Source organism: Candidatus Tisiphia endosymbiont of Thecophora atra, assembly GCF_964026395.1.
Taxonomy (GTDB): Bacteria; Pseudomonadota; Alphaproteobacteria; order Rickettsiales; family Rickettsiaceae; genus Tisiphia.
The window spans coordinates 1,052,725-1,078,303 of record NZ_OZ032145.1; the positions used below are offsets into that span (position 1 = coordinate 1,052,725).

The following is a 25,579-nucleotide window of genomic DNA, read 5'->3' on the forward strand; positions in this document are numbered from 1 at the left end:
TATAAAAATTTCTTTTACCAACATATTTTGTTTAATCAATGATTTTTGTAAGTATTTACATACAGAATAAAGTAAATCTTTTGTTACCAAATCCTAAAAGTAAAGGTGTATCTAAACATGAAAATATTATTAGTTACAGAAAAATTTAGTCCTGATAAAACTCAACGTGATGGTGGAGCTAGGTTGGTAGATACCCTAAAACGAGGTTTTAAAAATTGCTTAAGCATAATGCAATTTGGTGGACAAACCAATTCGTCAGCAACTTGGAGTTTTGATTATCCTGTGAATTTGGATAATCGGTTTGAAAAAAGGCTTGCTAATGCTGAGTTTATTGCTAAAAAAGTAAAATCTGTTGAACAGCAATTTACTCATATAATTTTTATCCATATATCAATGCAATTTGGGTTTATTGATATTAAATTACGGGAAGAGATAAAAACATGGACATTCCCTATGTTTTTGACGCCTTCTTACCAAGCATCTGGCGAAAACGTACCATCCAAATATACAGAAATGGAGTTTTTGACTCTAGCTAATACTCAAAATGTCTTAACACCAAGTTACTTGGAAAAAAAGCAATTAATAGAATTTTATGCAGTTTCGAAACGAAAGATTCAAGTAGTTCCAAGAGGTGTAGATACAAGTTTACTTATACCTAAAATTCGTTTTTTTAATAAACTACCGGTATTTTGTAGTTTAGGTAGCATCAAGCCTCAAAAAAATACTCTTGGATTAATAGATTTATTTGCTAAAGTGAAAAACAGATTCTCTGAGGCAACACTCCGTATCATTGGCCCAGTTCAAAATCAGGAATATTATAATGCGGTTAAGAATAAAATTAAAAAATTGGGACTTGATAACATTATAGAATTAACCGGCTATATACCTCCAGCTAAACTTGCATCGGCTATTGAAGATTCACACATTCATATCTCTACCTCAGCTTGTGAAACCTTTGGTCGCTCAATCTTTGAAACTCTTGCTTCTGGTATACCGAATATAGCAAGAATACAAAATAATGCTGCCGCTGAATTCTTATCAGATTTACCTTATGCTAAGTTCGTAAGTAATAATAATGAAGCACTAGATGCTATTGAAGAAGTGCTTAATAATCTACCTAAACTATCAGAAATGTCGCTTGAAATTGGTAAACTTTATAGTGATAAAATACTTGAGAGGTTACTTGTAGCAAAAATTCATAATAAAAAAGCTGTAGCTATAAGTGATTTTGACGGTACACTTTTTCATAAAAATGATTATGAAAGAACAAAAAAATGCATGTCAAAATTCCAGCAATTTTCAACAAAAATTATATGTAGTGCACGTTCACTTAATGATTTGCTTAAAGAGATTAGACAGAACAATCTAAAAGTAGATTGGATTATAGCCTATAGCGGTGCTGTAATTGCTGACGGTGAAGGTAATATACTATTTATTACCCCAATTGATTTGAAAGATATTAAAAAGTTACAATCCTTAGTTCCAAAAGCAAGGAAGATAACTGTGTCAAAACAAGTTGTGCAAATGTCTATGCCAATAAGTTTATTACTAGATATTTTTGATTTGCATGTTGAAATTTATCAAGAAATAGCTTTTGTAGCTAATTGGCAGTCCTCAAAATTACGTGCAATTCATAGACTTTTAAATCATATTAGTTGGTCTGGAACAGTTGAAGCATTTGGAGATAGTGAATACGATAAAGAATTTTTAACTTACTTTGGTGGAAAGTTTGTTAAAACTATTAATAGAGTTCTTGTGTAATTAAACGATCGCTTAATTACACAAGAACTCTATTAAGGTATCAAAAAAATTAGTAGCTTAATAAAAACGGAGGAATGTATGAGTGATTCATATTACAAAGGCTATTGGATGATAACAAATCGTTGTAATTTAAGATGCAGTTATTGTGTACTTGAAGATGCACCGCATCAGCTCAAGGCAGAACTTAATCTAGAAGCCAAGAAAGAATTAGTGAGCCATTTGTATCACAAACTTAACTTTCGCCGTCTTACATTATCAGGTGGAGAAGTAATTATTTTTGGTAAACATCCACCAAAGGAGTTCATTGAGTTACTTCGTCATATTCGAAAATTTCGTTCAGAAGATCCAGCTAAAAACTTAACTATAGAGCTTTATACCAATGGTACTTACTTAGATGAAAATGTTGTTAATGAAATGCAGGGAGTAGTCGATATTGTTGCTGTTACGATTGATAGTACTGAAGATAGTTTTTTGACAGAAATTGGTAGAAATTTTGGTGGATATAAGGAGTATTATAAAAATATTATGAATAAATGTAGCTTAATTTCAAAGGCTGGTATTGAATTAAAGTTTCACAGTGTTATTAGTACTAAAAATTATTTAACATTACCGAGTCAAGTTAAAGATATTCTTAATTCTCTAAAAAGTGCAGGTGGTAACTTATCATGCTGGAAATTTTATCAGTATATGTCATACGACAACCCTGAAAAAGATAATGCCCATGCAATCTCAACTAAAATGTATGAACAGTTTAAGGATAGTAGTATGGAAGCCTTATCAGGAAGAAGAATAAGTTTGCATTTTAAGGATAATAAAGAAATGGATGCTTCATTATTTAATATCTTGTCTTATGGTAATGCACAATATATGAGAGATGATGATACATGGTCAACTAGTAAACGTACCGAAGACTTGCGTTCTTATGGTTCAATGTCAGAATTATTTGCAAAGCATGATATTAACGAAGAACGTTTTCGTAAATTTCATGAGATGTGCTTATGAGTGTTATAGTAACTGTTGACCTTGATTGGGCATGTGAACCTGCTATAGAAGGAATCTTAGCTTTTTTAGAAGATAAAAAGATTACTCCTACTATTTTTAGTACCCATAATTCATCTATAGTAGAAGCCGTTATAAATAAAATTGAAATAGGACTCCATCCGTATTTTGGTACAAATTCATCACATGGTACTACAATTTCAGAGGTAGTAAAGCACGTTATGGATTTGCCTCATAATTTGGCAGCTTTCCGTTGTCATCGGTTTGCCACATGTAATTTATCTAAGCAAGCTATGTTTGAGGCAGGTATGTTAATATCATCAAATGTATGTACGGATCTAGAAATAATTACTCCTTTTAAAGATCGGTTTGGTTTTCTTGAAGTCCCTATTTCTTTGGAAGATGGTGGATATTTGTGGCGTAATCACCCAATGCAACTGGATGAAAGGTTGCGGAATATTGTTTTGAATCAAGCAACAAAAGTTATTACTATTCACCCTATGCATTTTGCTATAAATACTCCCGATTTTGCTTACATGTATGATATTAAACAATCAGTAAGTCGGGAAGAATGGAAAAATATGACTAAATCTACCCTTAATAAGCTTAAGTGGCAAGGATATGGGATTAGAAATCTAATTATTGAACTATTAGGAATAGTACCGGAAACCTTACCTTTAAGAACGTTAATTACCACGAGTTAGGATTGCATAATTATCCATAATAGTTGCCTTGATTATAAAATTGAAGTGGTCTATTTTAAGACACCGAAAAAAATCTTCTTTAGGATATTGCCACTGGTCTTGAGAAAAAAAGTATTTGCCTGAACTTTCTCGAAGTATAGACAAAAATTTAGTCAAATTTGTCTTTTTTCCATTAATGAGATCTTTAATATATTCAGCACAAACATTATCTTCTAGGGAAGGAGTTGTACCCTCATGTCCCATAGGAATTATTATAACTTTTGCATTTGATAGTGTTTTAATATATTCGGCAGTTGCACCTGCATTAACAAAACCTGCGGCAAGTATTATATCTGCTTCCTTAGCAAGAAGAACTCCCCAAGCCCCTGCTTCTGTCCTATGTAATACACTTCTACCAGCTATAGTAACAGCTCTAACTCTTGTTGGAGAATTTGGAATATCATAAATGAGATCTACTCCTTTTTCTGATTTCCCAATTAATAAAGGGTTATTGAAATTTGTTGCCAAACGAGAAATGATAGTACTTTCTTTTGCCAGCATATATATTGTTGGATTACGGTCTAGGACATAAGCCGCTGTAGTAAAAGCACGAAATACATCAATAATTACTACCACCTGAATTTGGTGCTTTTTATTAAACCTTAATTGTGTTGGTGCTATTATATATATTTTTTGGCAACCTGAGTCACATAGTGAGGTCATCTTTTTTTTGTGTGTACAACCACTAAATAATATAATAATCACTAAGTAATGATATTGTTTCATAAGAAAAATTTAATTTTATTTAGTTTTTAAATCCTAATTACATATGTTGTACTTGCATGTATCTTAACACTAATAAGTCTATTCAAGACCATTCAAAAGCAGAGGCAAAGCTAAATTTGAATTAGAAATCTACATCAAATCATTGGACTTATATCTTTAAGATGTACTTTAAATTGGTAAATCTTAGTATTGTCAGACATATAAAAGCAATTTGACCTAATCACAACTTGCTCTATGATTAGATTTTTAGAATGAATGTTTAACTTGCTACAGATAAAGTACGTATTTTTTGTTCTGTGGTCTTCCAACCGTTATCTTCGGCAAATTCCAAATCGTATTGATTCTGCATGTTCATCCACCAGCGAGGATTCACATTAAAGTATTTCCCAAGCCTTAGAGCAGTATCAGCTGTGATAGAACGATGGTGTTTAATTATATTATTTATACGACTAACAGGTACACCAATATCACGAGCTAGTTGGCTTTGACTTATTCCCATAGGCTCTATAAATTCTTCAAGAAGAATTTGACTAGGTGAAATAAGGGATAATTTCTTTGTCATAGCTAATACCTCTTAATAAATTAGTGATAATCAACAATTTCTACATCGTAAGCATTTCCGTCATACCAAACAAAACACACACGCCATTGCTTATTGATACGAATACTATATTGGGTTTTACGTACACCTTTAAGAGCTTCTAGACGATTTGAAGGCGGAACACGTAAATCTTCTAAATTAATGGTTGTATGCAACATATATAATTTTTTGCGTGCCTGCTCGCCAAAAGCCTCAAAACGTTTAACTAGTTCTCTATTGTGTAATTTCTCAGTATGTTTACATTTAAAACTTACAATCATTTTATAACATTATCAGTTTAACTTCAAGCATTATAACATTTACTATCAGTAACATTTACATTAATTTTCATGCCGGTACACGTTAGCATTCGTATCTTAATTATTTGTGGTTAGGCGATTTAAAGTATCATACAAAGTAGAACGTTTAATGCCAAAGTTTCTACAGATAGAAGCTTTGGTTTTGCCAACTCTTAAAGCTTCTTGGATTTCTTGTAAATTGTAATCAGGTTTTGCCCCCCTATTGTAATGAACTATTGCCCCCCCTAACCGCATTAAAAATTAGTTAATTTAAGCACTTTTTAATTTAAATTCTAATCGAATCTAAATTAAAATTTAGATAATATTTAGTTACACTCAATTAGTGATTTTCAATTATAGTTTTTGCTAATTTACATCTTTTCCACCTCTAAAACTTTTATTACCGGTTTCTATGATGTGATAATGATGTGTCAGTCTATCGATAATTACTTTTGTTGCTTTAGCATTACCAAATATATCACCCCATTCTTCAAATCTCAAATGGCTAGTGATGATAAGCGAAGACTGCTCATATAATTTAGCAAATAGCCGAGTAACCCACCCCTACCTAGGTGTAGAAATATGAGGGGGCGGTATGCCCCCTTCTTAAACCCCTTTATAATAAAAAAGATGGTAAAGATTTATATAAGGTGGTGAAATAATAGATATAGTCAGTTCATTTAGTTTTTGCTAACTGCGTGCTTATACATTGACTTTCGTCAATGGGTGCGTTTAAATAATGATGTGTACAAATCGAATACAAAAACTTATGAAGTTATTGGGAATAATAGACTTAGCTAAAAGATGGAACTATACTAAGCAAGGGGTGAATCAAAAAATAAAACAGGATAAAAATTTTCTAAAACCAATAGCTATAATTAATAAAAATACACTAGGTTCTTATATCATAATTTAAAGATATAAGAACCTAGTATTACATATTTTTTAATTAATGTTTTTAAGAACGCTCTCTTTCTAGTGTTTCAAGCTTACTCAAAACCATTTTTACGTACATTTCTATTTGCTCTAAATGAAAAGTTGTATGTAACATATGTTCTTCTCTTTAATACTAAGGTTTATCAATTCTTGTAGCTTTTCAAATAAGGATAAAACCTCTTTTTTTTCATCATTAAAGACAATAGAGGTATTATTAGTACTAAGACTAAGGTAGATATGTTTCAGGAATTTCAAAGAAACTAATATAGATAATCCTTCAATAAGGATAAGTGATATCGTAATTATTTGGTACAACATATTAATTACCTCTATAATCTTTGTTAAAATAAAACACAAAGTGAAAGTATAAGAGGTTTCTATAAAGAATGAAGTTGATTTGACGGGTAAGTTTATTTATCATATTGTTTAACCTTGTTAACTATGGTTGAGACTGATTAACACATTTTGTGTTAATCAGTTTGTACTAAGTCTTCAGATATTTTTCGGTGGTCAAACTTTGAAATATGAAGATTTAGTACAGGACATTAGCACTCTAAGCAGAGATAAACTTTTATACTTGTTACGCTTATTCTTCGCTTTTTGCTTAATTGAGTTTAATATAAGGTTTTAGGAGCGTCAATAATAAATACTGCTTAGCAGTATTTATTTTTTAATTCATCTTATTTTTTTTATAGAATGTCACTTAGTATTAACTTACAAAATTTTTTAAGGATAAAATTTCAGGAAAAAAAACTTAAAAGAAAAGATTTTATATCTCAAAGTGGGATAAATCCAACTACAACAAACAAAATTATTGGTGGTAATTTCCGTAATCCCAGCCTGAAAACTCTATTAAAATTGGCTAATTACTTTAATTGTCACTTAGATGAAGTGATTGGCAGAGATAAAAAGTATTATACTGTTTTTACTAACAACTATAAGAAACTAACAGAAGATGAAATTAATACTAATCTCAAAAAACTAATTAAAGATAAAATTCAAGAAACTGGACTCAGTGCCTTTCAATTAGCTATTCGTATAGGATGTAGCCAAAATACTATTTTTAATTTTCTAGACGATAAAAGAGAGCAAAAAACTCTTGGTAGTCCTGTTATGGTAGCACTAGCCAATTATTTTCAGCTGTCAATAGATGAAATGATTGGCAGAATTTCCATTGAGTCTTCTAACAAACTGTTCTAATAGTTTGTTTATGTTTTTACATAATACGTAGCATTTTGTTTGCTGCTCTTAATAAAATTCCTAAAGATATTAATAGCCACTAAAGTTATGTTAAAAATTAAAAATCTAAGGTTCACGCTTAGAATCCCAGTATCAGAAGTAAAGGAACTGATTTTAATTACTATTATGGTTGCACATGCAAATCAATTGGCTTATCTACTGCAATAGCATATCTATAAATTGTTTGTAGACTTGGAAAATGCTTGCCACTTTCTAAACGAGTAATTACAGACTGGGTAGTATTCATTTTTTCTGCTACCTTGCTTTGAATTTTGAAAGTGAAAGTCAGTTAATATGATTCTAATAACTTAATTCTTTTTGAAGCTTTTTATCAAAGGTTTTTATTTTGTGACTTTTGTTTTTTTTACCTTCTACTAAAATCATATAATCTCCAAAATCAGCTTTGCCAGTTACATATTTTTCTAGAGCTTCTAGTACTACTTCCCTTTGACCTATAACGATACCTGTTGAATCAGTTAGTGTTATTATTGCTTGATATATCTCATCCCTAGAGAATCCTTTTACTTTCAAAACCCATGCAAATTCTAAAATAGCGTAAGAAGAAATAAACAATGAGTTTTCCTGAGTAATTTTTAAAAGAAACTCTTGAGCTTCTTTTGCCTGCTCCGGATTATCCTGTAAGTAAGCTCTAACTAGTACATTGGTGTCAACTCCTATCATTTTCAGCTATCGCTTTACTAATTGCATCATCTATGTCTTCAATAGACATCGGTTTCTCTTGAGATTTACTTTTACCCATACCAAAAAAGCTGGTAATACTTTTCTTTACAGAAAAAATTTCTAAGCTATCATTGTTTTTTATATTAATTAGTAGTTCTGAGCCAGAATGTAACCCTAACTTTGTTCTTAATGTCTTAGGAATTACTAATTGACCTTTTGAAGATAAAATTGCTCTCTCACTCATAAATATAAACACTTAAATAAATAAAATGTATCTAAAGTAAGTTAACATAACTTACTTTAGATTGTCAACATGTTAAAAATTATAAACCAAGTTCACCATGTGAGCCAAGGCGGACTAATTGAGACCATTCAAAAGCAGGGGCAAAGCTAAATTTTGCTAAAAAATGTACCCAGCTTTTTATAAAAATATATTACAAAATGAATCTATAACACGGAGAAATTGAATTATGGCAAAAATTACAATAAAAGAAGAAGAGGTTACTAGATTCAAAGAAAATCCAAAAGCGTTACAGGAGATTTTTATGTATGCTATTTGGGCTGAGGATGTTGAGGCTATTAAATTATTATGTGAACTTACACCAATAAAGTCTCATATAGACAAAAAAGCATTATTTGATGCATTAACTTACGTAGTCTACAATGATAAAAATCTCAACTTAGTAGAATTAGTAATTGATGGTTTAGAGATTGATTTAAGTAAACAAACATCTCCGGATACTGGAGGCACTTTACTTACTCTAGCGGCTTGTTATGGGAGTGTAGCAATTGGTAATTTCTTGCTCAATCGTAACTTTGATTCTAACCATCAAGATATAACGAAGCAAACTGCCTTACATTACGCGGTAATTTATGACAAAAAACCTTTTGTCAATTTGCTCCATAATCATCAAGCTAACCTAAATATTCAAGATAGTAACGGTTATACTGCACTTCACTTGACAGCATTGTATAAACATCGTGCGATGGCAAAGAAATTAGAAGACCTAAGAGCTGATACTACAATCAAAGATAAGCGTGGATATAATTATAAAAAGCTTCGCGAAGATGTAATAAAACAAAAGAATGAATTTCCTCCCCCTAAGTTACCGTCAATTGAATCACTTGAATATTTAAATTTATACAAAGGAATAGTAAGTTTTTATAAAGCCATGTTATTGGACAAAAACAGAGAGGAATATATTCTAACTACTATTGATAGTTTAGAAGAGTTTCTAAACCCATTAACCAAACCTTCAGCAAATGTATCACCTGCCAAAGAACTGCCGGTGAGTGTACCTATCGAAGAAGCATTACGTACATTAGCAGCAGTATATGAATGTTATAAAGAGAATAATAATAGTGCTGAACTAAAGGACTATATAATAGAGAAAGCAAAATATTGGGAAGCATTTGTTGTGCTAGCTATGTTATATAATACAATATGTGTAGAGTATTTAGACAATGCAGATTATTACAATGCTAGAAGATGTGCTGAACTAGCTTATGATAATATAAATCGTTGTACAAAAGCTCAAGATAACTCTTTGCAGGAATTATTGTATAATATTTTTTATAATCTCGGGAAAGTGTGGAAATATTTTGATAAAGAAATATCTATTCAATATTTTATTAAGGCAGAAGAATTAATAGCAGGTGATCAGGATACAGTGAAAGAATTATTAAACTATTACATTATTTGCCATAATGTTGAGAAATCCTTAGAGCAAATAAACAAAATAACCGATCCTGATCTTAAAACACTATACTCAATAAAACGGAAGTCCTATTTCCAACATGATGGTCATATTATTGATGAATTAAAGGAACATGCACAAAGTACAGAAGATGCAGAACTTAGAAAATTATACACTATCATGTTGGAATTTGTAGATCAAACAGATTCTACTATTGCAAAATTATGCGAAAAACATGGTTTTACATTTCCAAAACTTGGAAAGCCTGAAAACTTAAAATATGTTCTATGTGTAGAAACTTGGGCTGAAAAATTTTCCCAAGAACAACCTATTAAAGCCATTAATTGTTACCAAGAACTTAGTACCCATACAGAACGATATATCATACCAACATACTTATTTAAAATATTAGAGCTTTGCAAATACTCCAACTCTTGGAGAGAAGGGTTAGAGCATCTTACAACTATGTACGAGCAATATAGTGATATCTTATCAAATCATACTATGCTTCCTCTAAAATATTTAGAGTTTATTTTTTATGAAGCAAATGACTGTCAGCAACAATCTAAAGATTGTTGGGATTTTCTAGAAACCCATGCTAAGTCAGGCGATATAGCTTCTAGATTGTTCTCTTATGCTAAAGATTTTGCCTTGTATATAGCTATAGAAAAGAATGATTTTACTAAAGCGTCTGAGTATTTAAATTCACCTCTTGTTTGGGACATAAAACAAACTGGCATACAGTCTCCAAGGTTAGATGAGGCAACCAAAGAAGCTACAAAATTACGGTTATTGCTAGAAAAACTACAAAAAATAGGTAGTTTGACAACAGAACAAACTCCATCTGTTGCCACAGAAAAAACTAGTTTTACAGAGGAAATTGTTGCCATTGAATCAACCGAAAATCCTGATGAATTAAATGAACTTGTTAATACCTTATATCCCAAAGCAATACATGCTTATTTTCAACAAAAAAAGAAGGGGTTATTACAAAAGCCAATAGAGGCAACAGTAAAAGAACCACCATGCGTGTGGAATACACACACAGGAGTTGTTTACAGTTCTGATCAAGAAGATGTTTATCCTGTAACAGGTAAAGAAAATTTTTATGCAGTAATTAATCGCAAATTAGTTAAGAAATTAGAAAAAGAGGAGTTATTAACTAAATTTACTGATGCTTTATTAAAAGGTTTCACTGGCAGGGAGCAGGGTAGTAATGGGATAAAATTTCTCTCTACAACCTACGAACTCAAAATTACCGGTGATGATCGATTATATACCAAGCATGTATACACAAAGCAAGGTAAGTTTTTAATTGATTTTGATAATTGGGGAGGACATCAAGAAGTAACAGCAGCAATAAACGCAGGTCCTTTGGAAACTACTGAATGCGAGATATCTTATATTCCTAATATTCCTCAGGAGACTAAGAAAACAGAAACATCCTATTCACTTCAACATATCACTAGAGAGATAGAACATGTAAGCATTAGTGAAGAAGAAGGGACAGTTGAATTATCTGGATATAACAAATATTATGCAGATTGAGACGAAAAATAGTACATGGATTGAATGGAAACAAAAATGAGAACTTTTAGAAGGTTTAATTAATAACCAAAAAATACTCTGAAACTCGTATCATAAAAGACTTTGAGAATATATCAGTTTATCGGCGAGGATATGTATACTGCTCGTAAATGAAGGGTTGCAAAGATAGGAGAGATATTGTAGAGTTTAGGAGATTATGAGTAAGAATGTATTGACAGAAGAACAAAGAGAAAAGTTGAAGGAACGTCATAAGACAGAACGAGACGGACGCATACGTGATCGTATTAAGGCAGTTTTGATGTATGACGATGGGTATAGTAATGTAGAGATTGCTAAGGTACTACTCTTGAGCCACGAATCGATAAGAAAATATATTGTTGATTATCAAAAAGCCAATAAGCTTGATAGCAACAATGGAGGTAGCACAAGCAAATTAAGTGATGGTGAGAGGGAAGAATTAGCGAGTCACCTAGAAGCAAATAATTATGTTTATGCTAAAGATATCATGCATCACATTGAGAACAAATATGGGGTAACATATACGATAACGGGAGTAACAAAATTACTATACAAATTGGGTTTTGTTTACAAGAAGCCGAAAATAGTACCGGCTAAGCTGGATTTTGACAAGCAAGAATTATTTAAGTTAAACTACAGTTTACTAATTTATCATAATTTTGAACAATTTTCGGAAGCAATAAACAAATTTTTTAGCAACATTGGTGATTATAAAGATAGGTTACGTACCTTCATAAACGATAATTTCCAAACTATTACCGTTAACCATTTCTGCAACTCTTCAGGTTAATTGAGTATACCAAGCTATACAGTCTTTGTTCAGAGGTTGAATAAATTGGCTGATGCATTTATTGTAATTACTGAGATTTTGCATGAACAAATTCCAGTACATGAAAGTCAAAAAACATGCCAATTGATCAATTCTATGCCGGTAATTTTAGCACATCGTGGAAGAAGATTTAATGCAAAAGTAGCTCTAGAAATTGCCACAGCTAATGGTTATTGTGCAACTAAAAACTACATTACTATGGTGTCAAGTTGCATATTTTAGCTGGCTATAAGCAAGGTTTTCTGCTTATTATGTAGGTACAACAAAATGCATTAATTAATATTAATTATAAATTATGCGTGAACAATCATTGCATTGCTTAAATAGATTAACAAAAATTATATACGGAATATTTTTGTTAATCTTTATAATGTACACTATATTTAGTATATACATACATCAGTATTATCAAAAACAAGCTAGCCAAGAAAAGTTTCATATTTTACAAGAGTATTATAATAGAATATTAGAACTTACTTTAAACCATCTAAATTATTTAGCATTAAAAGTTCCTACAAATCTTGAAAAAAGTACTATTACAATAGATACAAATAACTACATCCAAATTTGTTATAATAAATGTATCAGTTATAACAAATTTAAATTTAGTACATTACTAGATAAATTTATTCCTAAGTTCATTTATTATAAGATTAAATTAAACAATGACATGCTTTGTGCAAATACCAATAAGTCAAAATATACAATTACAAAGGCTTATCGCATTAACGATCATATGCAACTTAATATAAGTATTTTAATTGACAAAGCATTTTGGAATAAAACAGAGCATAAGATTAAGAAACCATTTTATTTATTATCTTTATTTATATTAGTTAATTTCTTACTATTATATCTTTTATATAAAACAATGCTCAGTCATTGTAAAAAAGAATATAAATCTTATTATAAAAATGAAAATAGTGTTTATTTAAAACAACTAAAGGCAGAACATAAAAAAGAACTGTCAGATCGTGAAACATCTTTAATGAAAAAGATATGGGATATTGAGTTTGCAAAACAAAAAGACTTAGAAATCAATTGCTTATTCTCTCAAGCAGCAAATAAGTTAGTATTTATGAATGAACAACATAGTAATTATGACGAACTGATTAAAAATTACGGAGTGCAGAATATTAGTAATCGTATGCCGTGTTCTATAGTATTATATCAAAACCATATGGTAGAGGAAGTAAGTACTAGTAAACTAATTGAGTTTTTTACAAATAGATTTAAGAAAGAAGATGAAAATATATCAATTAAAATATCAAGCTCATTAGAAGTAATAAAGTTTGTATCTCAGGCAGCTTTATATCAGATAATATATAGTTTAATTAATTACATACTATTTTTATTAAAAAAACAATTTCCTGTGGTTAAACACCAAATTAACTTGTCTTTGAACCAAAAAGATACAAAATTCAAGTTGAATTTAGAATATGATGGTATCCCTATTAAGAATGAAGAAGAATTATTGAATATGTCTAGTAATTTCTTTAAAACTCATGCAAATCCATTTTTATTAAATATAAATCAAATATTTAATATGCTAAGGTTGAATGATTTTTATTGTAAAGTTAGTTATGATAAGATAAACGTGATAGAAATAGTAGAGAAATTTCAAAAAAGTACACGAATTGTAGACAAGAAAAATGATAATATAGTTCACATTACCTCTTTTAAGAAAGAAAAAAATGAATAAATATTTAACATTAACAATATTATTAATCATGCATAGTACATCTCTAGCAGTAGAACGAATATCTAATCTTGTAATACCAGTAAGTTATTTTGTTAATCATGTTAGACAGCTAGAAGAACTTAAAGATAATCTAAATAAATACCGACAAGCTAGTATTATTGGTACTAGTGGCATAGGTAAAACACAACTTGTTAGGACATACGCTTATGACAATAAGACCACTTACAACATCATTTGGTTTTTTGATTGTAATCAAGATATTAATATAGAATTTACTAAATTAGCTAAACAGCTTAATAAGAATCTACAAGCTAATATATCAGAAGATGCTGATCTAGCTAAGAGAGATGTAATGGATTATTTAGTAACTCAAGATAAATGGTTATTAGTTTTTGATAATTTAAAAATTGGAGAAAATAAAAAAATTCAAGATTTAATCGATTGGGAACATAATGGCAATATTATATTTTGCTCTCAAGATGGTAAGATATTACCAAATACCATAGAGATGACTTTATTTGTTAATAGTGATGCTATTACTTTAACAACTAATTTATTAAATAATCCAGATAAGAAAGATATTAAGTTTTTAGTAGAAGCTTTTAATGGGTATCCAATACTAATAGTTCAAGGAACTCAATTGTTAAATCAAGTTAAGGGTTTAGGTAGAGAAGAATATAAGAAAAAGATTTACCAATCGGCTGACAAGATCAAGCTGAATATCGAATTAGCAATGCAAGAGTTAACACCTTCAGCTGTTCAATTACTTAAAAAAATAGCTTTAATAAATAATCAAGCTTTTTCCAAGCAATTACTTGTTATTATTACCGATCATCCAAATACCATAGATGACGATATTTTCCAGTTATCAAAATTTGTATTAATTTCTAATATTGACTCAGATCAAGATAATCCTGTTTTTGAGATGCATGATGTTATAGCTCAGAAAACAATAAAGATTAATGGTTATCAGGATAATAAAGTTTATTTAGAATATATTATTGATAAAATCACTAAAGCTATACCTAATAATGGTAAACAGCCTCCGGAACATACTTTTCGTAGTGGTAAAACAATAAATGAAAATTTGAAAATCATTACAGACTATCAGCAAAGTTATAATCTTAGCATATACAAGTTACTGCCACTCAATTTACAATTATTTATAAATTATATTAATATGTTTCAGTTTTATGAGGCAGAAAAATTATTTAATTGGTTTGATGAATTAGATAAAAAAGAGATATTGAAATTATGGTTAATGAATAATGAAGAAAAATTATTTTATGCTAGATATCTAGGAGTGATCGGAGGGTATTATAAAATTAGACTGGCGAATTGGTATAAAGCTTTAGAATACTCCTTAAGAGCTAATCAAGTGTTAGAAAAAGTAGAAGGTTATCAAGCTATTAAGTGTAACGTTCTTTACAATATAGCAAGTACTCGTATTTCATTAGGTCAAATTAACGAAGCTCAAAGTGAGATTAATGCAATAGAAAAGAATACTAATTTTATAGGTTTAGGGCAAGTAACGCGTATAATGAAATCAAAGTTATATCATTATATTGGTAATGAGCAACAAGCGTTAGAGGAATGTGATAAAGAGATAATGCAAATCTCTAGAAGTGGTACTCGACTCAATGATGTGTTGTATTTTTCTAATAATTACATATTAAAAGCTGAAATATTAAACTCACTTGGTAGATATCAAGAAGCCTATGTACAAATACAACAGTTATATGATACTCATAAACTAGTAACAAAAGAGCATTGTGAAGTATTTGGTCGCATTTTTACTCAAATGGCAAGATCTGAACTTGGATTAGGAGAAATCAATAAAGCCTTAGAACACGCAAAAAAAGCTATAATAATTTTTCTTGCTGATGAGAAAAGAAATCCTAAAAATACTACCTATCTCATTGATCCTGATTTAGCAGCTAGTTATGTAGTTCAAGGTGATATTTTATTTGCTTTAAATAAGTTGGAGGAAGCTATAACATCTTATAGACAAGCTTATGGTATATATTTTTATCTATATAAGGATAGAAGAAAGAATGTTGCTTATACAAGTTACTTGTACCTTCAAGGTGCTAAAGCTGCATGTAAAAAACAAGATTTTCGTATTTATAAGGATTTTGGTAAATCACAAGTTGAAGAATTTGGAGTAGATCACCCTAACACTATCGCTATGTTTGAATATTGTAAACAGTATGGTATGAATTTAGAGAGGTGAAGTGCATTAGCATTTCAATTTGATGTATCTAATTTATAAGACAATGGTCAAGTTAACCTTAGCTTTGTATAATAACGCAAGCATCTGTAATAGAATATTTATGGTTCGTAGTGTTTATCTATTAACCAATCAACAAATGATTTATTAATAGGCTCAGGTTGTTTTTTTAGAGAGTAGTGATATACTTCTTTTATTAAATTTATAAGGTTTGTAAGTGAAAAGTTTATATTTTTTTCAAGTATAGTTTTAATTGTCACTTCAGTTGCTTCAAAAAAGACGTTTATTTGAGCATGACTTAGTAACTCAAGTGGTATTGCTTTTTCATCAATAAGTATTGATTCTAATGATACATCTAACCCTTTTGCTATTAATTGTAGATTATGAGCCGTAGGATTTTTAGAATTACCTGCTACTATTCCATATATTGTATTTCTGCTTAATCCAGTTTTCTTTTCTATATCAGTAGGACTGATGTTCTTCCTGACTTCCGCAGATTTTTTGATATTAGTTGTTATAAGTGGCATTAGTAAGGAGGTGAAGTGGTACTCTCGTTTTGTTGTGCCTAGTAGATATTTTATTATTGACTTTAACTGCGATGTTGTTTATTATTTAATTAATTGAATATAGCCCCATATTTTATAGCCCTAATATGTACATACGTCGTAAAAAAACTCCTAATAGTCCAAGGCAATCTATTCAAATAGTGGAAGGTTATCGTGATAGTAAAGGTAACGTCAAACAGCGTATAGTACGTCATTTAGGAGTCTTCGTAGATGAAGTAGAAGAAGCTAAATTAGTTGCCCTAGCACAAGATTTGATTGCCACCCGACTTCCGCATTTTTTAATAAGGCATAAGCTTAGAAGGCTCATAGTGCTAGGATTTTTAAAATTTAGGCACAACATTATTTTGTTATTTTAAATATATTTCAGCATGGTCTGAACGCTTGATGTTAAAGGTTTTATAGATTTTTCTAGCTTCGTTTTTTATTGCACTTGGTAGTCTATAAAGATCACCAGTCTTTGTATGTCTTAAGATTGAAGCCTGTACTGATATTAATAATTCAACGATGTTAGTTACACTGATCTTTTGGGTCAGAGCAACCTTGTATTCTATAGTTTTAAGCACTGCAAAACTCATATAACACACAGCTATGTGTGCTTCTATCCTTTGTTTAGTCCAGTGAAAAATTGGACGCATTTGTAAATTATGTTTATTGATTCTAAATTGCTCTTCAATTACCCATAATCTAGCATATTTTGCTATTGCTTCATGTGGAGTTATAGTTTGGTCATTGGTGATTACCCCATGTATGCCATCCCACAACGCATCCTGCTCTATCTTCTCTGCGTCAATATAGCTCTTGCCATTTTCACTAGAAGTATATTTTTTTACTCCACTATTAGATATAAGTTTTTTAGTACTACCAGACTCACCAATAGTCTTATTAATTTTATCTAAAATTTTTTGTCGCTCCTGTGCATCATTAATAGCCCTTTTAGATTTATAACTGGTAATTAGACGTTTACCATCATGCTCTAGATCGGCAATCCAAGTAAGATCATTGCCTATAACAGTAGGCTTATAGTTTTCCTCTGATAATATTTCTTCTTTCTTTTCTTTCTTGAGTGTTTTAAGCTTTGCTGCCACAATATAACGATAACCACCTTCATCGAGAGCTTGCAAGTTAGCTTTACTAAACATTGCACGATCAGCAATAAAACAGACATCTTTAACTTTAAGATACGCTTGCCAGCTGTTAATTGATTTAATTAAGGTGCTAACTTCTGCGGTATTACCACTAAACAGCTCATAGCCAAGTGGTAATCCATCCTCATTAGTTGCTAGGGCAAGAACTAGTTGGGTAGTATTAAAGCGATGATCTTTACTATAGCCAAAGGCTCTTAGCTCATCTATTTCTACTGATTCAAAGTATAGTGTAGTGACATCAAAAAATACTAGGCTAATCTCTTTATTAGGAATCAGGGTTAGGGTGTTTTTAAAGCATAATTCTTTAATTTTAGGTATTTGCTCATGTAATTTGTCCATCATCCGATAAGTAGCATCTAGATCATGATGCCTGTCAAATTGATCGCTTAAATACTCAACTATCCCTTTTTTACTATTTGGTCTTACCATACGGGCTAACACTAAATCCTTCAGCATCCCAGCGTCACGTTTCCTTGCTAGTAACTGGTTAAAATGCATTTGATCATAAACATGCCCCCCTATTTGATGCACTCCTTCAACAACTCGCTTGACTTCTACAACCTCATTTAGTTTTACTTCGTTAACAGGTAGAATATCTTTTAACAACTTGTTAGTTGGACGACCTCTTTTAACCTCGTTAGTATCATCAGTAAACAAATTCCTCTGCCCAATTGCAGCTTCTCTCTCAGCTTTAATCTTGGCAATCAAATCTTGTGCTAGGGCAACTAATTTAGCTTCTTCTACTTCATCTATGAAGACTCCTAAATGACGTACTATACGCTGTTTGACGTTACCTTTACTATCACGATAACCTTCCACTATTTGAATAGATTGCCTTGGACTATTAGGAGTTTTTTTACGACGTATGTACATATTAGGGCTATAAAATATGGGGCTATATTCAATTAATTAAATAATAAACAACATCGCAGTTAAAGTCAATAATAAAATATCTACTAGGCACAACAGAACGAGAGTACCACTTCACCTCCTTACTAATGCCACTTATAACAACTAATATCAAAAAATCTGCGGAAGTCAGGAGCATATGACTATATGTACGCCTAGCACCTCGATTTGGTAATGCCTGCTACTATCATGATTTTGATTCTATCATCTATCAACTTTTCATTTACAAGCAGTATACTATCACTGGTATAGAAAATATTCATATAATTCAAAAAAGACAAATTACTGGAGCTAATAATAATTTTTTTACTTTTGAGAATTTTGTTATGCTCATGGCAATAATGTCCAAAATCTGAGGTTTTACGACTTTTGCTAAACCACGATTTACAAATGAACCTTATGTCGTGTACTAAGCCCTAAATATTTAAAAATAACACCAGCGAATTTAATTCTATCAAATTCACTTTGCTCTAATTCAGATACAATTTGAGCATGAAATTTATCATTCATATTTAATAACTTTGAAGAATACTCAAAGTGTACGGCAGATAAAATTACATTTCCCTTATTATATTTGATTTTTAAAACTGCTGGTAAAACTGACTGGTCTATAAATTGATAGTAAGCAAGAGTATTTATATTTTTATATAATTGAGTATCTACAAAATAAGGGCCTCCATTATAATAAATCATAATTTTTTTAGATAAAGAATTATCGTCTATAGCTAACTTAATTAATGCTGCACGTACACCACTATTATTTTCATAATTATATTTTGCAAGAACAGGACCTATAGTTTTGTTGGGAAAAAATGCTAATTCTCTTTCTCCTAGGATTTCTAAAGAACCATCTTTATCAAATTCTACGAATCCTGAACCGTAATAAGCCCCTGCACAAATACCTAAATAATTACCCCCATTTTCTACATAATTCTTTATAGCTTTATTTCCTTTGCCATTAAGTTGTTTAGTATAATATAAATCCCTCCCTCCGGGCATTATTAATAGAGCTGCTTGATTTGACCATTTGTTTTCTATAATTTCTGAAGCACTAATGAAATGTATTTTATAGTTGGGTAAAACAATTTGCTTTAGTGTATACATGGTGTGCTTAATAGATTCGATAGACACTCCTAAATCATTATATAAATATATGATATTCTTCTTCATTCTATAAATATAATTAGTTAATTACCAAGAACGTGATTCAATAGCTTCAGCAATATTTTCTGCCGTTTTTAGAATTTTTATAATTGTAGGAATTATAGTTGCAATAAAATTACGTTCTAAACCACGGGTACGCTGAGCTACACTTATTTCCTGAAAGATACTAACAATCACAGGAATAAATCGTATGGCAAGAGATAGGGATAGACTTATTTTCTTATGATTAATCCCAACATAAGATAATAAAATTAAAATTTCATTAAGGCTATCAATCATTTCAGATATACGTGTTGTAAGTGTTATTAATGAAGCGAAAAGTAATAATGTTGCGAATCGAATGATGACTTGTACTCCTACTATCCAATTACTGGTAAATATATGAACAAGCAAAATAATTAATAATATAATAGTAATCGGGCGTAATTGAATAAATAATTTTTGTAGTGGTATTTTAGCTATAAAATATAAAAAAAATGTAAAAAATAAGCTTATACTAAGCAACAATAAATTAGATACTAAAAATAATCCGCTTGAAAAAACGACTAAAGAATATAGCCCAATCCTTGGGGATAAGCGATGGATAGGAGAGTTATATTGATAATAAGTATCTAAATTCATATCATCATATTTTTATATAAAGGTATAGTAATAGAAGGATGATCATCTCCAACTATTTGCCCTTGCTCAAAAACAATTACACGATCAAAATTTGATAATAATTCAAGGTCGTGAGAAATCATAATAACAACTTGCTTTAAATTTTCTATTACTTGGAAAATATTTTTTTTATTTCTTAAATCTAAAAGCGTCGTAGGCTCATCAAATACTATGTAATCAGGTTTCATCACTAATACCCCGGCAATAGCTAATAATTGTTTTTGTCCGCCACTAAGAAGATGAGATGGAGATTTACGCAAATTATGTATATTATATAAGGATAAGATTGAATTTATACTTTGCTCAATCTTATCTTTATTGTAACCAAGATTTTTTAAACCAAAAGCAAGGTCTTCTTCAACTATTGGAAAAACAATTTGATTGTCTGGATTCTGAAATACAAATCCAACTTTCCGTCTTATTTCTTTACCAAATTTACGTGTATCTAAACCATCAATTGTTACAAGTCCAGTAGTAGGTAGTTTAATGCCATTAAGAAGTCTTGCAAATGTACTTTTTCCACTACCGTTTGCTCCGACTATACCAATTTTTCTTTCACCTAGTGTTAAACTGATATTTGATAAAATGTCATAATTATTAACACTGTAACTAACATTTTCAATTTTTATCATATAGACTTTACAGCTTTACTTTCACTAATATTAAAATTATAAAATAAAAACTTAATCTTGTATTATAGGGTAAGAACGTTTTACTACCATTGCTATAGTAGTAGCAATAATTGCTTTAATAATATCTCCTGGGATGAATATCATACTTCCAATAAGAGCTTGATTTATAGAAATATTAATAATTATATTAAGCCATAAAATACCTATAATATACATAATTAGTATGCCTCCAATTATTATATATATAAAAGCACTAATATTAGTTAAATTAGACCAATTTTTTTTAAATAAAAAACCAATAACAAACGCTGCAATCGGCCATCCTAAAAGAAATCCACCACTAGGTCCTAAAATTGATCCTAAGCCTCCATGCCCACCAGCAAGAACTGGAAGACCAAGTGATACTATTCCTAGAAAAAGAATTTGAGATAAAGCACCTCTTTTAGCTCCTAAAATACTGCCAGAAAGCATAGCTCCTAGAGATTGTACACTTATAGGAACACCAATAACAGAAATTACGATACCAGGTATGATACCTAATGCAGCCGTAATTGCAGCAAAAAGAGCTATACAAACTATATCCTTAGTATTCATTAATTTATATCTTCAATTTCATTTAGCAAGTAACTTTATAAATCAAATATATCATTTTCATTTAATGATCAAGTTTTTTAATTATTAAATAATACTAATGATCTTTCAATATAGAATGAAAAAGGTATAATTTAAGTTATAGAATAAAAAAGCTAATGTCAGGTTATCAATATGTTTATCCATCAGAAACAGTTTGTCGGATGGAATTTTTGTTGAAATCAGCCCCAGATATAATAGCATTTGGTAAGATTCAATGTATTTATTTACGTGCCAAGTTTTCATATTTACCTAAGCAGATTTCTGAAATTACCGGTTTGAGTATTAGTCGAGTTAGGCAAATTCATACAGCTTATTACAAACTCGGAGAATCAGTATTAAAAGAAACTAAAAGAGGTGGTAGGAAGCAAGTCCTCAAATTATTAAGTCTATCACTAGTTGGAACTGGATTATTAATCCTATATTGAAAGATAATTAGTATAACCTTAGTTCGACGTAAGAAAAAGTATTTGAAAAGTAAGAAGGGAGTGTTTATAAACTTCTTTAACCGTGACGAAACGTGTGCTTCCTTAAACTTGGTATCCATTCACGACACCGCTCAAAATCCAATCATTAGGGGTCTATCAGAAAGATTGTGTAAGTATGATGTCAGAGTTAGTCCATCTTTGATCGACATTTGCCCATTTTTGGTCATCAGTACCACAAAGTATGGCAAATTGATTCAAGGCAACTGACCAATCTTTAATTGGCATTGTCCACTTTTTTTGAGCGTTTGTCAATGCCAAAAATATTATTTTCTGAATTGATTTATCATCTGGAAATACCCCTTTATTTTTTATAATTTTCCTGATTTGCCGATTGGCTGATTCAATAGTATTAGTAGTATATATTGCCTTTCTAATCCCTTCAGGAAAGCTAAAAAGCGGGGCTATACCTGACCAAAGACGTTGCCACATGTCAGAAATTACTGGATATTTTTCGTCCCATTTTTTACTAAAGTTTTGTAGTTCTCTAATCCCTTCCGCCTCGTTTATTGCTGTATAAATTTTCTTTAAATCAGCTGTTACCGATTTTAAATCTTTATATGACACGTACTTGGTAGAATTCCTAACCATATGCACGATACATAATTGTACAATAGTTTTAGGAAAAACACTATTTATAGCTTCAGGAAAGCCTTTTAGACCATCTACACAAGCAACATATATCTTTTCAATTCCCCTATTCTTTAGCTCAGTTACCACTTGCATCCAAAATTTAGAACCTTCATTCTTGCCAATCCAAATACCAAGTAACTCTTTCTTACCTTCCATATTAACACCTATAGCTATATAAACTGCTTTATTTATTATAGTGTGGTTGTCTCTTCCTTTAACATGTATGAACCTACCCAACAATGCAAGAAAAAAATAATATATAACAGCAAAAAAATCGAATGCAGTCATGTATCCGGCTTATAGACAATAAATCAAGCAATTTACCCTATAGCCCTGATGGAATTCGCTGGCTTACAAACTTATACTTATCATATATTCGACTTCTAAAGAGCCATTGCTAAATTCAGTTTTTTCGTAAGCTAAGGTTCGTCTTATTTACCATCAATATTATCATTCTTCGCATATTCCGGATTGGAATTTGTTAAACTTTTATTACCTATAATGTCATTTCATCAATTATTTGGAGCAGTTTTTTTAACTACAAACTTTACTCTCGGTATAATCATTACCTGAACTGAGTAATGCAAATACCACCCTTGCTAGCTTATTAGCTACCGCGACAACTGTTTTATTATGACTGTTTCTCTCAGATAAATTAAACATCCACTCAGTAAACTTGCTATAATCTTTTTTAGATTTTTGTTCTTCCGTGGTAAATCTTATCTTGCTATTCAGAACGGCTCTTGCTCCTTGAATTAACAAAGTACGTAAATAAATATCACCTCTTTTACTAATACCAAGCAACTTATCTTTACCACCACTAGAATGTTGCCTTGGCACTAATCCCAGCCATGCTGATAATTGCCTACCATTTTCAAAACAACTAGCATTCCCTATTGAGGCTATTAAGGCTGTGGCAGTTATTAAACCTATACCTGGTATCGTCATTAGTTGTTGGTGATTACTATACTGGCTAGCTATGATTTTTAATCGTTGTTCTAGCTCTTTTATTTTTTTATCATTTTCTACAAATTCTTCTTTTAACTCACTAAACGTTTGATAGCTTAGCTGGCTTAAAGCCCCTGCATCTAAAATCTCAGTTAATTTTGTCATAATCTTATTGATTCCTTGCGGAATAACAAAACCAAATTCATGTAATAATCCCCTGATCTCATTAGCAAGAGCAGTACGGTTTTTTACCAATCGTTGCCTTACTCTATGAATAAATAAAATTTCTTGTTGCTCTACAGTTTTGATAGGTACAAACCTCATATTAGGTCTTGCTACTGCCTCACATATTGCTTCTGCATCAGCTTGATCATTTTTATTAGTTTTAACATAAGGTTTAACAAACTGCGGGGCCATTAATTTTACTTTATGACCTAATTTTGTTAATTCTCTTGCCCAATAGCTAGCTCCACCGCAAGCTTCCATGCCTACTAGACATTTTGGTACGTTAGCCATAAAAGTTAAAATCTGCTCTCTCGTTAATTTTTTCTTCAATACTGTCTTGCCATTTTTATCTACACCGTGAATTTGAAAAATTCTTTTTGCAATATCTATACCAATTGTGGTAACTTCCATATGGATCTCCTTATTATTGTTTAGGATTCATTTCCTATCCTAGAAGATTAGCATACGCTTCTCATTCTGTATATAGGGTAGGTCCATACCATTATATATGCAGTCAAGATATATTATCGGATATATACTATCAAGGGGACGATTCTGCCAATTTATAATATCCTCCAAAACTCCGTCAGTTACTTTAGATATTAACTCTGCAGATACTTTGGTAGAATATATCTCCTCTAAATGTCCTTGTATCTCCCTTGTGGTCATACCTCTTGCATACAGAGATATTACCTTCTCATCAAACCCTTTAAATTATCGAACTCCCTTAGGAATTAATAGGGGTTCAAATTCTCCTTCTCTATCTCTTGGAACATCTACATTCCGACCATCTTCATCTATTATAGTCTTTTCATAACTACCATTGCGTCTGTTTTCAGATTCTTTCTCATCCTTGGAATGCTTCTCATATCCAATATAAGATTCCATCTCTTTTTCTAGAATCTTATTAACTAGTTGTTTTTTTAACTCTTGGAATATCCCATCTTTGCCAAAAATTTCTGATGGATTGCTTTGTGACAAGAGTTCTGACACTACTTTTTCTACAGATTGATTTATTGTTTTTGTTTTCTTATTCATATTAACAACCTCATGTAAGTGTTTTTTAGTAATCTTGTTTTACTACTTCTTGCAACTTACACAATCATTATGACAGACTCTTAGGGGCTAATTATTTTAGATTTTTTATTTGAAATTTGCTAAGGCAAGTAAATTAGGTAAGTACACATCCTATCAAAAATCCTGTTTATTCTCGCCTAAAATAGCTCAAAATATAATTAATTAGTTATTGCAGACAGTCTCCTAGCTCGTTTATATCACTATAAAACTAAGGCTAAAATACAACTATAGCACTAGGTCTTTTTTTATGCAATTCAATAGAATAGCGGCAAAGCAGAGATAGTAACTAAAAATTATTATTTTATATTGGGTAAATTTATTGTTATAGTTCGAAGCTAATGGCTACAGTTGTAAATTGTAATGAACTATTGACCCACTATTGTAACGAACTATTGACCCACCAAACCATACTAAAAAATAAAATGAAATATAGTTTTTTGATCAGATTTTAACCATTATTAAAATTCAGATTCAGATAATATTTAACTATACTCAGTTGATAATTTTTTTATTACAA

Annotated in this window: 29 protein-coding genes and 1 pseudogene; 12 read left to right on the forward strand and 18 right to left on the reverse strand. The window is 30.7% G+C overall.

The window, feature by feature from the left end; all coding sequences use genetic code 11:
- Positions 1-117: 117 nt before the first annotated feature.
- The 3 genes from AAGD45_RS05070 to AAGD45_RS05080 all read left to right on the forward strand — a co-directional run bounded on the left by AAGD45_RS05070 (position 118) and on the right by AAGD45_RS05080 (position 3,464).
- Positions 118-1,761 carry a glycosyltransferase gene (locus AAGD45_RS05070; protein ID WP_341760882.1) on the forward strand — a complete coding sequence of 548 codons (1,644 nt, stop codon included), beginning with the start codon at positions 118-120 and terminating at the stop codon, positions 1,759-1,761.
- A 78-nt stretch (positions 1,762-1,839) separates the two neighbouring features.
- On the forward strand, positions 1,840-2,763 hold the full coding sequence (locus tag AAGD45_RS05075) for a radical SAM protein (protein ID WP_341760883.1): 924 nt from the start codon (positions 1,840-1,842) through the stop codon (positions 2,761-2,763).
- Positions 2,760-3,464, forward strand: a complete 705-nt coding sequence (locus AAGD45_RS05080) for a hypothetical protein (RefSeq protein ID WP_341760884.1) — start codon at positions 2,760-2,762, stop codon at positions 3,462-3,464. The genes AAGD45_RS05075 and AAGD45_RS05080 overlap by 4 nt, the downstream gene beginning before the upstream one ends.
- Here the strand turns inward: AAGD45_RS05080 and AAGD45_RS05085 are convergent.
- From AAGD45_RS05085 to AAGD45_RS05105, 5 genes and pseudogenes are all read right to left on the reverse strand, one after another.
- Entirely contained in the window at positions 3,447-4,229 is a 783-nt protein-coding gene (locus tag AAGD45_RS05085; RefSeq protein ID WP_341760885.1) for a 2-phosphosulfolactate phosphatase, read from the reverse strand. The genes AAGD45_RS05080 and AAGD45_RS05085 overlap by 18 nt on opposite strands.
- 259 nt (positions 4,230-4,488) lie before the next feature.
- Positions 4,489-4,791, reverse strand: a complete 303-nt coding sequence (locus AAGD45_RS05090; protein ID WP_341760886.1) for a HigA family addiction module antitoxin — start codon at positions 4,789-4,791, stop codon at positions 4,489-4,491.
- Positions 4,792-4,811: 20 nt separating this feature from the next.
- The gene (locus tag AAGD45_RS05095) at positions 4,812-5,090 is read right to left on the reverse strand and encodes a type II toxin-antitoxin system RelE/ParE family toxin (protein WP_341760887.1); all 279 of its coding nucleotides are present in this window, start codon (positions 5,088-5,090) and stop codon (positions 4,812-4,814) included.
- Positions 5,091-5,186: 96 nt separating this feature from the next.
- Complete coding sequence (locus AAGD45_RS05100; protein WP_341760888.1) at positions 5,187-5,363, reverse strand: hypothetical protein; 177 nt, start codon at positions 5,361-5,363, stop codon at positions 5,187-5,189.
- Between the two features lie 132 nt (positions 5,364-5,495).
- Positions 5,496-5,657 (reverse strand): annotated as a pseudogene (locus tag AAGD45_RS05105) (ATP-binding protein); the annotation flags it as partial.
- A 220-nt stretch (positions 5,658-5,877) separates the two neighbouring features.
- Here AAGD45_RS05105 and AAGD45_RS05110 point away from each other — a divergent pair.
- Together AAGD45_RS05110 and AAGD45_RS05115 are read left to right on the forward strand one after the other, a co-directional pair.
- The gene (locus AAGD45_RS05110; RefSeq protein ID WP_341760889.1) at positions 5,878-6,024 is read left to right on the forward strand and encodes a hypothetical protein; all 147 of its coding nucleotides are present in this window, start codon (positions 5,878-5,880) and stop codon (positions 6,022-6,024) included.
- Positions 6,025-6,740: 716 nt separating this feature from the next.
- The gene (locus AAGD45_RS05115) at positions 6,741-7,244 is read left to right on the forward strand and encodes a helix-turn-helix transcriptional regulator (RefSeq protein ID WP_341760890.1); all 504 of its coding nucleotides are present in this window, start codon (positions 6,741-6,743) and stop codon (positions 7,242-7,244) included.
- 163 nt (positions 7,245-7,407) lie between these two features.
- On the opposite strand, the gene AAGD45_RS05120 is transcribed toward AAGD45_RS05115, so the two are convergent.
- From AAGD45_RS05120 to AAGD45_RS05130, 3 genes are read right to left on the reverse strand one after another with little or no spacing between them, the layout of a single operon-like run.
- On the reverse strand, positions 7,408-7,530 hold the full coding sequence (locus AAGD45_RS05120; protein ID WP_341760891.1) for a helix-turn-helix transcriptional regulator: 123 nt from the start codon (positions 7,528-7,530) through the stop codon (positions 7,408-7,410).
- Positions 7,531-7,583: 53 nt separating this feature from the next.
- Entirely contained in the window at positions 7,584-7,964 is a 381-nt protein-coding gene (locus AAGD45_RS05125) for a type II toxin-antitoxin system VapC family toxin (protein WP_341760892.1), read from the reverse strand.
- Entirely contained in the window at positions 7,951-8,208 is a 258-nt protein-coding gene (locus AAGD45_RS05130) for an AbrB/MazE/SpoVT family DNA-binding domain-containing protein (RefSeq protein ID WP_410521054.1), read from the reverse strand. Before AAGD45_RS05130 ends, AAGD45_RS05125 begins: the two co-directional genes overlap by 14 nt.
- Positions 8,209-8,434: 226 nt before the next feature.
- Between AAGD45_RS05130 and AAGD45_RS05135 the strand changes: the two genes are divergently transcribed.
- From AAGD45_RS05135 to AAGD45_RS05155, 5 genes are all read left to right on the forward strand, one after another.
- Positions 8,435-11,209, forward strand: a complete 2,775-nt coding sequence (locus AAGD45_RS05135) for an ankyrin repeat domain-containing protein (RefSeq protein WP_341760893.1) — start codon at positions 8,435-8,437, stop codon at positions 11,207-11,209.
- Positions 11,210-11,405: 196 nt separating this feature from the next.
- Positions 11,406-12,017, forward strand: a complete 612-nt coding sequence (locus tag AAGD45_RS05140) for a helix-turn-helix domain-containing protein (protein WP_341760894.1) — start codon at positions 11,406-11,408, stop codon at positions 12,015-12,017.
- Positions 12,018-12,062: 45 nt separating this feature from the next.
- On the forward strand, positions 12,063-12,278 hold the full coding sequence (locus AAGD45_RS05145) for a hypothetical protein (RefSeq protein WP_341760895.1): 216 nt from the start codon (positions 12,063-12,065) through the stop codon (positions 12,276-12,278).
- A gap of 148 nt (positions 12,279-12,426) precedes the next feature.
- Entirely contained in the window at positions 12,427-13,758 is a 1,332-nt protein-coding gene (locus AAGD45_RS05150; protein ID WP_341760896.1) for a hypothetical protein, read from the forward strand.
- Positions 13,751-15,991, forward strand: a complete 2,241-nt coding sequence (locus AAGD45_RS05155) for a tetratricopeptide repeat protein (protein WP_341760897.1) — start codon at positions 13,751-13,753, stop codon at positions 15,989-15,991. The genes AAGD45_RS05150 and AAGD45_RS05155 overlap by 8 nt, the downstream gene beginning before the upstream one ends.
- A gap of 98 nt (positions 15,992-16,089) precedes the next feature.
- Here the strand turns inward: AAGD45_RS05155 and AAGD45_RS05160 are convergent, their stop codons facing one another.
- Positions 16,090-16,515 carry a helix-turn-helix transcriptional regulator gene (locus AAGD45_RS05160; RefSeq protein WP_341760898.1) on the reverse strand — a complete coding sequence of 142 codons (426 nt, stop codon included), beginning with the start codon at positions 16,513-16,515 and terminating at the stop codon, positions 16,090-16,092.
- 125 nt (positions 16,516-16,640) lie between these two features.
- Between AAGD45_RS05160 and AAGD45_RS05165 the strand changes: the two genes are divergently transcribed.
- Entirely contained in the window at positions 16,641-16,910 is a 270-nt protein-coding gene (locus tag AAGD45_RS05165; RefSeq protein WP_341760899.1) for a hypothetical protein, read from the forward strand.
- Here the strand turns inward: AAGD45_RS05165 and AAGD45_RS05170 are convergent.
- The 5 genes from AAGD45_RS05170 to AAGD45_RS05190 all read right to left on the reverse strand — a co-directional run bounded on the left by AAGD45_RS05170 (position 16,902) and on the right by AAGD45_RS05190 (position 21,658).
- Positions 16,902-18,572 carry an IS1634 family transposase gene (locus AAGD45_RS05170; RefSeq protein ID WP_341760830.1) on the reverse strand — a complete coding sequence of 557 codons (1,671 nt, stop codon included), beginning with the start codon at positions 18,570-18,572 and terminating at the stop codon, positions 16,902-16,904. The two genes, AAGD45_RS05165 and AAGD45_RS05170, sit on opposite strands and share 9 nt — an antisense overlap.
- Before the next feature lie 420 nt (positions 18,573-18,992).
- On the reverse strand, positions 18,993-19,778 hold the full coding sequence (locus AAGD45_RS05175) for a BPL-N domain-containing protein (protein ID WP_341760900.1): 786 nt from the start codon (positions 19,776-19,778) through the stop codon (positions 18,993-18,995).
- A gap of 21 nt (positions 19,779-19,799) precedes the next feature.
- Positions 19,800-20,393: an energy-coupling factor transporter transmembrane protein EcfT gene (locus AAGD45_RS05180; protein WP_341760901.1), complete on the reverse strand. Its 594-nt coding sequence runs from the start codon at positions 20,391-20,393 to the stop codon at positions 19,800-19,802.
- Positions 20,390-21,064, reverse strand: a complete 675-nt coding sequence (locus AAGD45_RS05185; protein WP_341760902.1) for an energy-coupling factor ABC transporter ATP-binding protein — start codon at positions 21,062-21,064, stop codon at positions 20,390-20,392. Before AAGD45_RS05185 ends, AAGD45_RS05180 begins: the two co-directional genes overlap by 4 nt.
- Positions 21,065-21,115: 51 nt before the next feature.
- Entirely contained in the window at positions 21,116-21,658 is a 543-nt protein-coding gene (locus AAGD45_RS05190; protein WP_341760903.1) for a biotin transporter BioY, read from the reverse strand.
- Between the two features lie 155 nt (positions 21,659-21,813).
- Here AAGD45_RS05190 and AAGD45_RS05195 point away from each other — a divergent pair, with 155 nt between their 5' ends.
- On the forward strand, positions 21,814-22,122 hold the full coding sequence (locus tag AAGD45_RS05195) for a hypothetical protein (protein WP_341760904.1): 309 nt from the start codon (positions 21,814-21,816) through the stop codon (positions 22,120-22,122).
- A gap of 156 nt (positions 22,123-22,278) precedes the next feature.
- Here AAGD45_RS05195 and AAGD45_RS05200 read toward each other — a convergent pair whose 3' ends face one another.
- The 4 genes from AAGD45_RS05200 to AAGD45_RS05215 all read right to left on the reverse strand — a co-directional run bounded on the left by AAGD45_RS05200 (position 22,279) and on the right by AAGD45_RS05215 (position 25,023).
- Positions 22,279-23,100 (reverse strand): IS256 family transposase, encoded by an 822-nt coding sequence (locus AAGD45_RS05200; RefSeq protein WP_341760905.1) that lies wholly within the window; start codon positions 23,098-23,100, stop codon positions 22,279-22,281.
- 246 nt (positions 23,101-23,346) lie between these two features.
- Positions 23,347-24,396, reverse strand: a complete 1,050-nt coding sequence (locus AAGD45_RS05205; RefSeq protein ID WP_341760906.1) for an IS110 family transposase — start codon at positions 24,394-24,396, stop codon at positions 23,347-23,349.
- Positions 24,397-24,435: 39 nt separating this feature from the next.
- A complete protein-coding gene (locus AAGD45_RS05210; protein WP_341760907.1) occupies positions 24,436-24,654 on the reverse strand; it encodes a transposase in 219 nt (72 codons plus the stop codon).
- Between the two features lie 45 nt (positions 24,655-24,699).
- Positions 24,700-25,023 (reverse strand): transposase, encoded by a 324-nt coding sequence (locus tag AAGD45_RS05215; RefSeq protein ID WP_341760908.1) that lies wholly within the window; start codon positions 25,021-25,023, stop codon positions 24,700-24,702.
- Between the last annotated feature and the right edge of the window lie 556 nt (positions 25,024-25,579).

Excerpts from the sequence above, each read along its gene's own strand:
- AAGD45_RS05070 (WP_341760882.1), top strand. The coding sequence starts at position 118 with ATGAAAATATTATTAGTTACAGAAAAATTTAGTCCTGATAAAACTCAA.
- AAGD45_RS05075 (WP_341760883.1), top strand. The coding sequence starts at position 1,840 with ATGAGTGATTCATATTACAAAGGCTATTGGATGATAACAAATCGTTGT.
- AAGD45_RS05080 (WP_341760884.1), top strand. The coding sequence starts at position 2,760 with ATGAGTGTTATAGTAACTGTTGACCTTGATTGGGCATGTGAACCTGCT.
- AAGD45_RS05085 (WP_341760885.1), bottom strand. The coding sequence starts at position 4,229 with ATGAAACAATATCATTACTTAGTGATTATTATATTATTTAGTGGTTGT.
- AAGD45_RS05090 (WP_341760886.1), bottom strand. The coding sequence starts at position 4,791 with ATGACAAAGAAATTATCCCTTATTTCACCTAGTCAAATTCTTCTTGAA.
- AAGD45_RS05095 (WP_341760887.1), bottom strand. The coding sequence starts at position 5,090 with ATGATTGTAAGTTTTAAATGTAAACATACTGAGAAATTACACAATAGA.
- AAGD45_RS05100 (WP_341760888.1), bottom strand. The coding sequence starts at position 5,363 with ATGCGGTTAGGGGGGGCAATAGTTCATTACAATAGGGGGGCAAAACCT.
- AAGD45_RS05110 (WP_341760889.1), top strand. The coding sequence starts at position 5,878 with ATGAAGTTATTGGGAATAATAGACTTAGCTAAAAGATGGAACTATACT.
- AAGD45_RS05115 (WP_341760890.1), top strand. The coding sequence starts at position 6,741 with ATGTCACTTAGTATTAACTTACAAAATTTTTTAAGGATAAAATTTCAG.
- AAGD45_RS05120 (WP_341760891.1), bottom strand. The coding sequence starts at position 7,530 with ATGAATACTACCCAGTCTGTAATTACTCGTTTAGAAAGTGGCAAGCAT.
- AAGD45_RS05125 (WP_341760892.1), bottom strand. The coding sequence starts at position 7,964 with ATGATAGGAGTTGACACCAATGTACTAGTTAGAGCTTACTTACAGGAT.
- AAGD45_RS05130 (WP_410521054.1), bottom strand. The coding sequence starts at position 8,208 with ATGAGTGAGAGAGCAATTTTATCTTCAAAAGGTCAATTAGTAATTCCT.
- AAGD45_RS05135 (WP_341760893.1), top strand. The coding sequence starts at position 8,435 with ATGGCAAAAATTACAATAAAAGAAGAAGAGGTTACTAGATTCAAAGAA.
- AAGD45_RS05140 (WP_341760894.1), top strand. The coding sequence starts at position 11,406 with ATGAGTAAGAATGTATTGACAGAAGAACAAAGAGAAAAGTTGAAGGAA.
- AAGD45_RS05150 (WP_341760896.1), top strand. The coding sequence starts at position 12,427 with ATGTACACTATATTTAGTATATACATACATCAGTATTATCAAAAACAA.
- AAGD45_RS05155 (WP_341760897.1), top strand. The coding sequence starts at position 13,751 with ATGAATAAATATTTAACATTAACAATATTATTAATCATGCATAGTACA.
- AAGD45_RS05160 (WP_341760898.1), bottom strand. The coding sequence starts at position 16,515 with ATGCCACTTATAACAACTAATATCAAAAAATCTGCGGAAGTCAGGAAG.
- AAGD45_RS05165 (WP_341760899.1), top strand. The coding sequence starts at position 16,641 with ATGTACATACGTCGTAAAAAAACTCCTAATAGTCCAAGGCAATCTATT.
- AAGD45_RS05170 (WP_341760830.1), bottom strand. The coding sequence starts at position 18,572 with ATGTACATACGTCGTAAAAAAACTCCTAATAGTCCAAGGCAATCTATT.
- AAGD45_RS05175 (WP_341760900.1), bottom strand. The coding sequence starts at position 19,778 with ATGAAGAAGAATATCATATATTTATATAATGATTTAGGAGTGTCTATC.
- AAGD45_RS05180 (WP_341760901.1), bottom strand. The coding sequence starts at position 20,393 with ATGAATTTAGATACTTATTATCAATATAACTCTCCTATCCATCGCTTA.
- AAGD45_RS05185 (WP_341760902.1), bottom strand. The coding sequence starts at position 21,064 with ATGATAAAAATTGAAAATGTTAGTTACAGTGTTAATAATTATGACATT.
- AAGD45_RS05190 (WP_341760903.1), bottom strand. The coding sequence starts at position 21,658 with ATGAATACTAAGGATATAGTTTGTATAGCTCTTTTTGCTGCAATTACG.
- AAGD45_RS05195 (WP_341760904.1), top strand. The coding sequence starts at position 21,814 with ATGTCAGGTTATCAATATGTTTATCCATCAGAAACAGTTTGTCGGATG.
- AAGD45_RS05200 (WP_341760905.1), bottom strand. The coding sequence starts at position 23,100 with ATGACTGCATTCGATTTTTTTGCTGTTATATATTATTTTTTTCTTGCA.
- AAGD45_RS05205 (WP_341760906.1), bottom strand. The coding sequence starts at position 24,396 with ATGGAAGTTACCACAATTGGTATAGATATTGCAAAAAGAATTTTTCAA.
- AAGD45_RS05210 (WP_341760907.1), bottom strand. The coding sequence starts at position 24,654 with ATGACCACAAGGGAGATACAAGGACATTTAGAGGAGATATATTCTACC.
- AAGD45_RS05215 (WP_341760908.1), bottom strand. The coding sequence starts at position 25,023 with ATGAATAAGAAAACAAAAACAATAAATCAATCTGTAGAAAAAGTAGTG.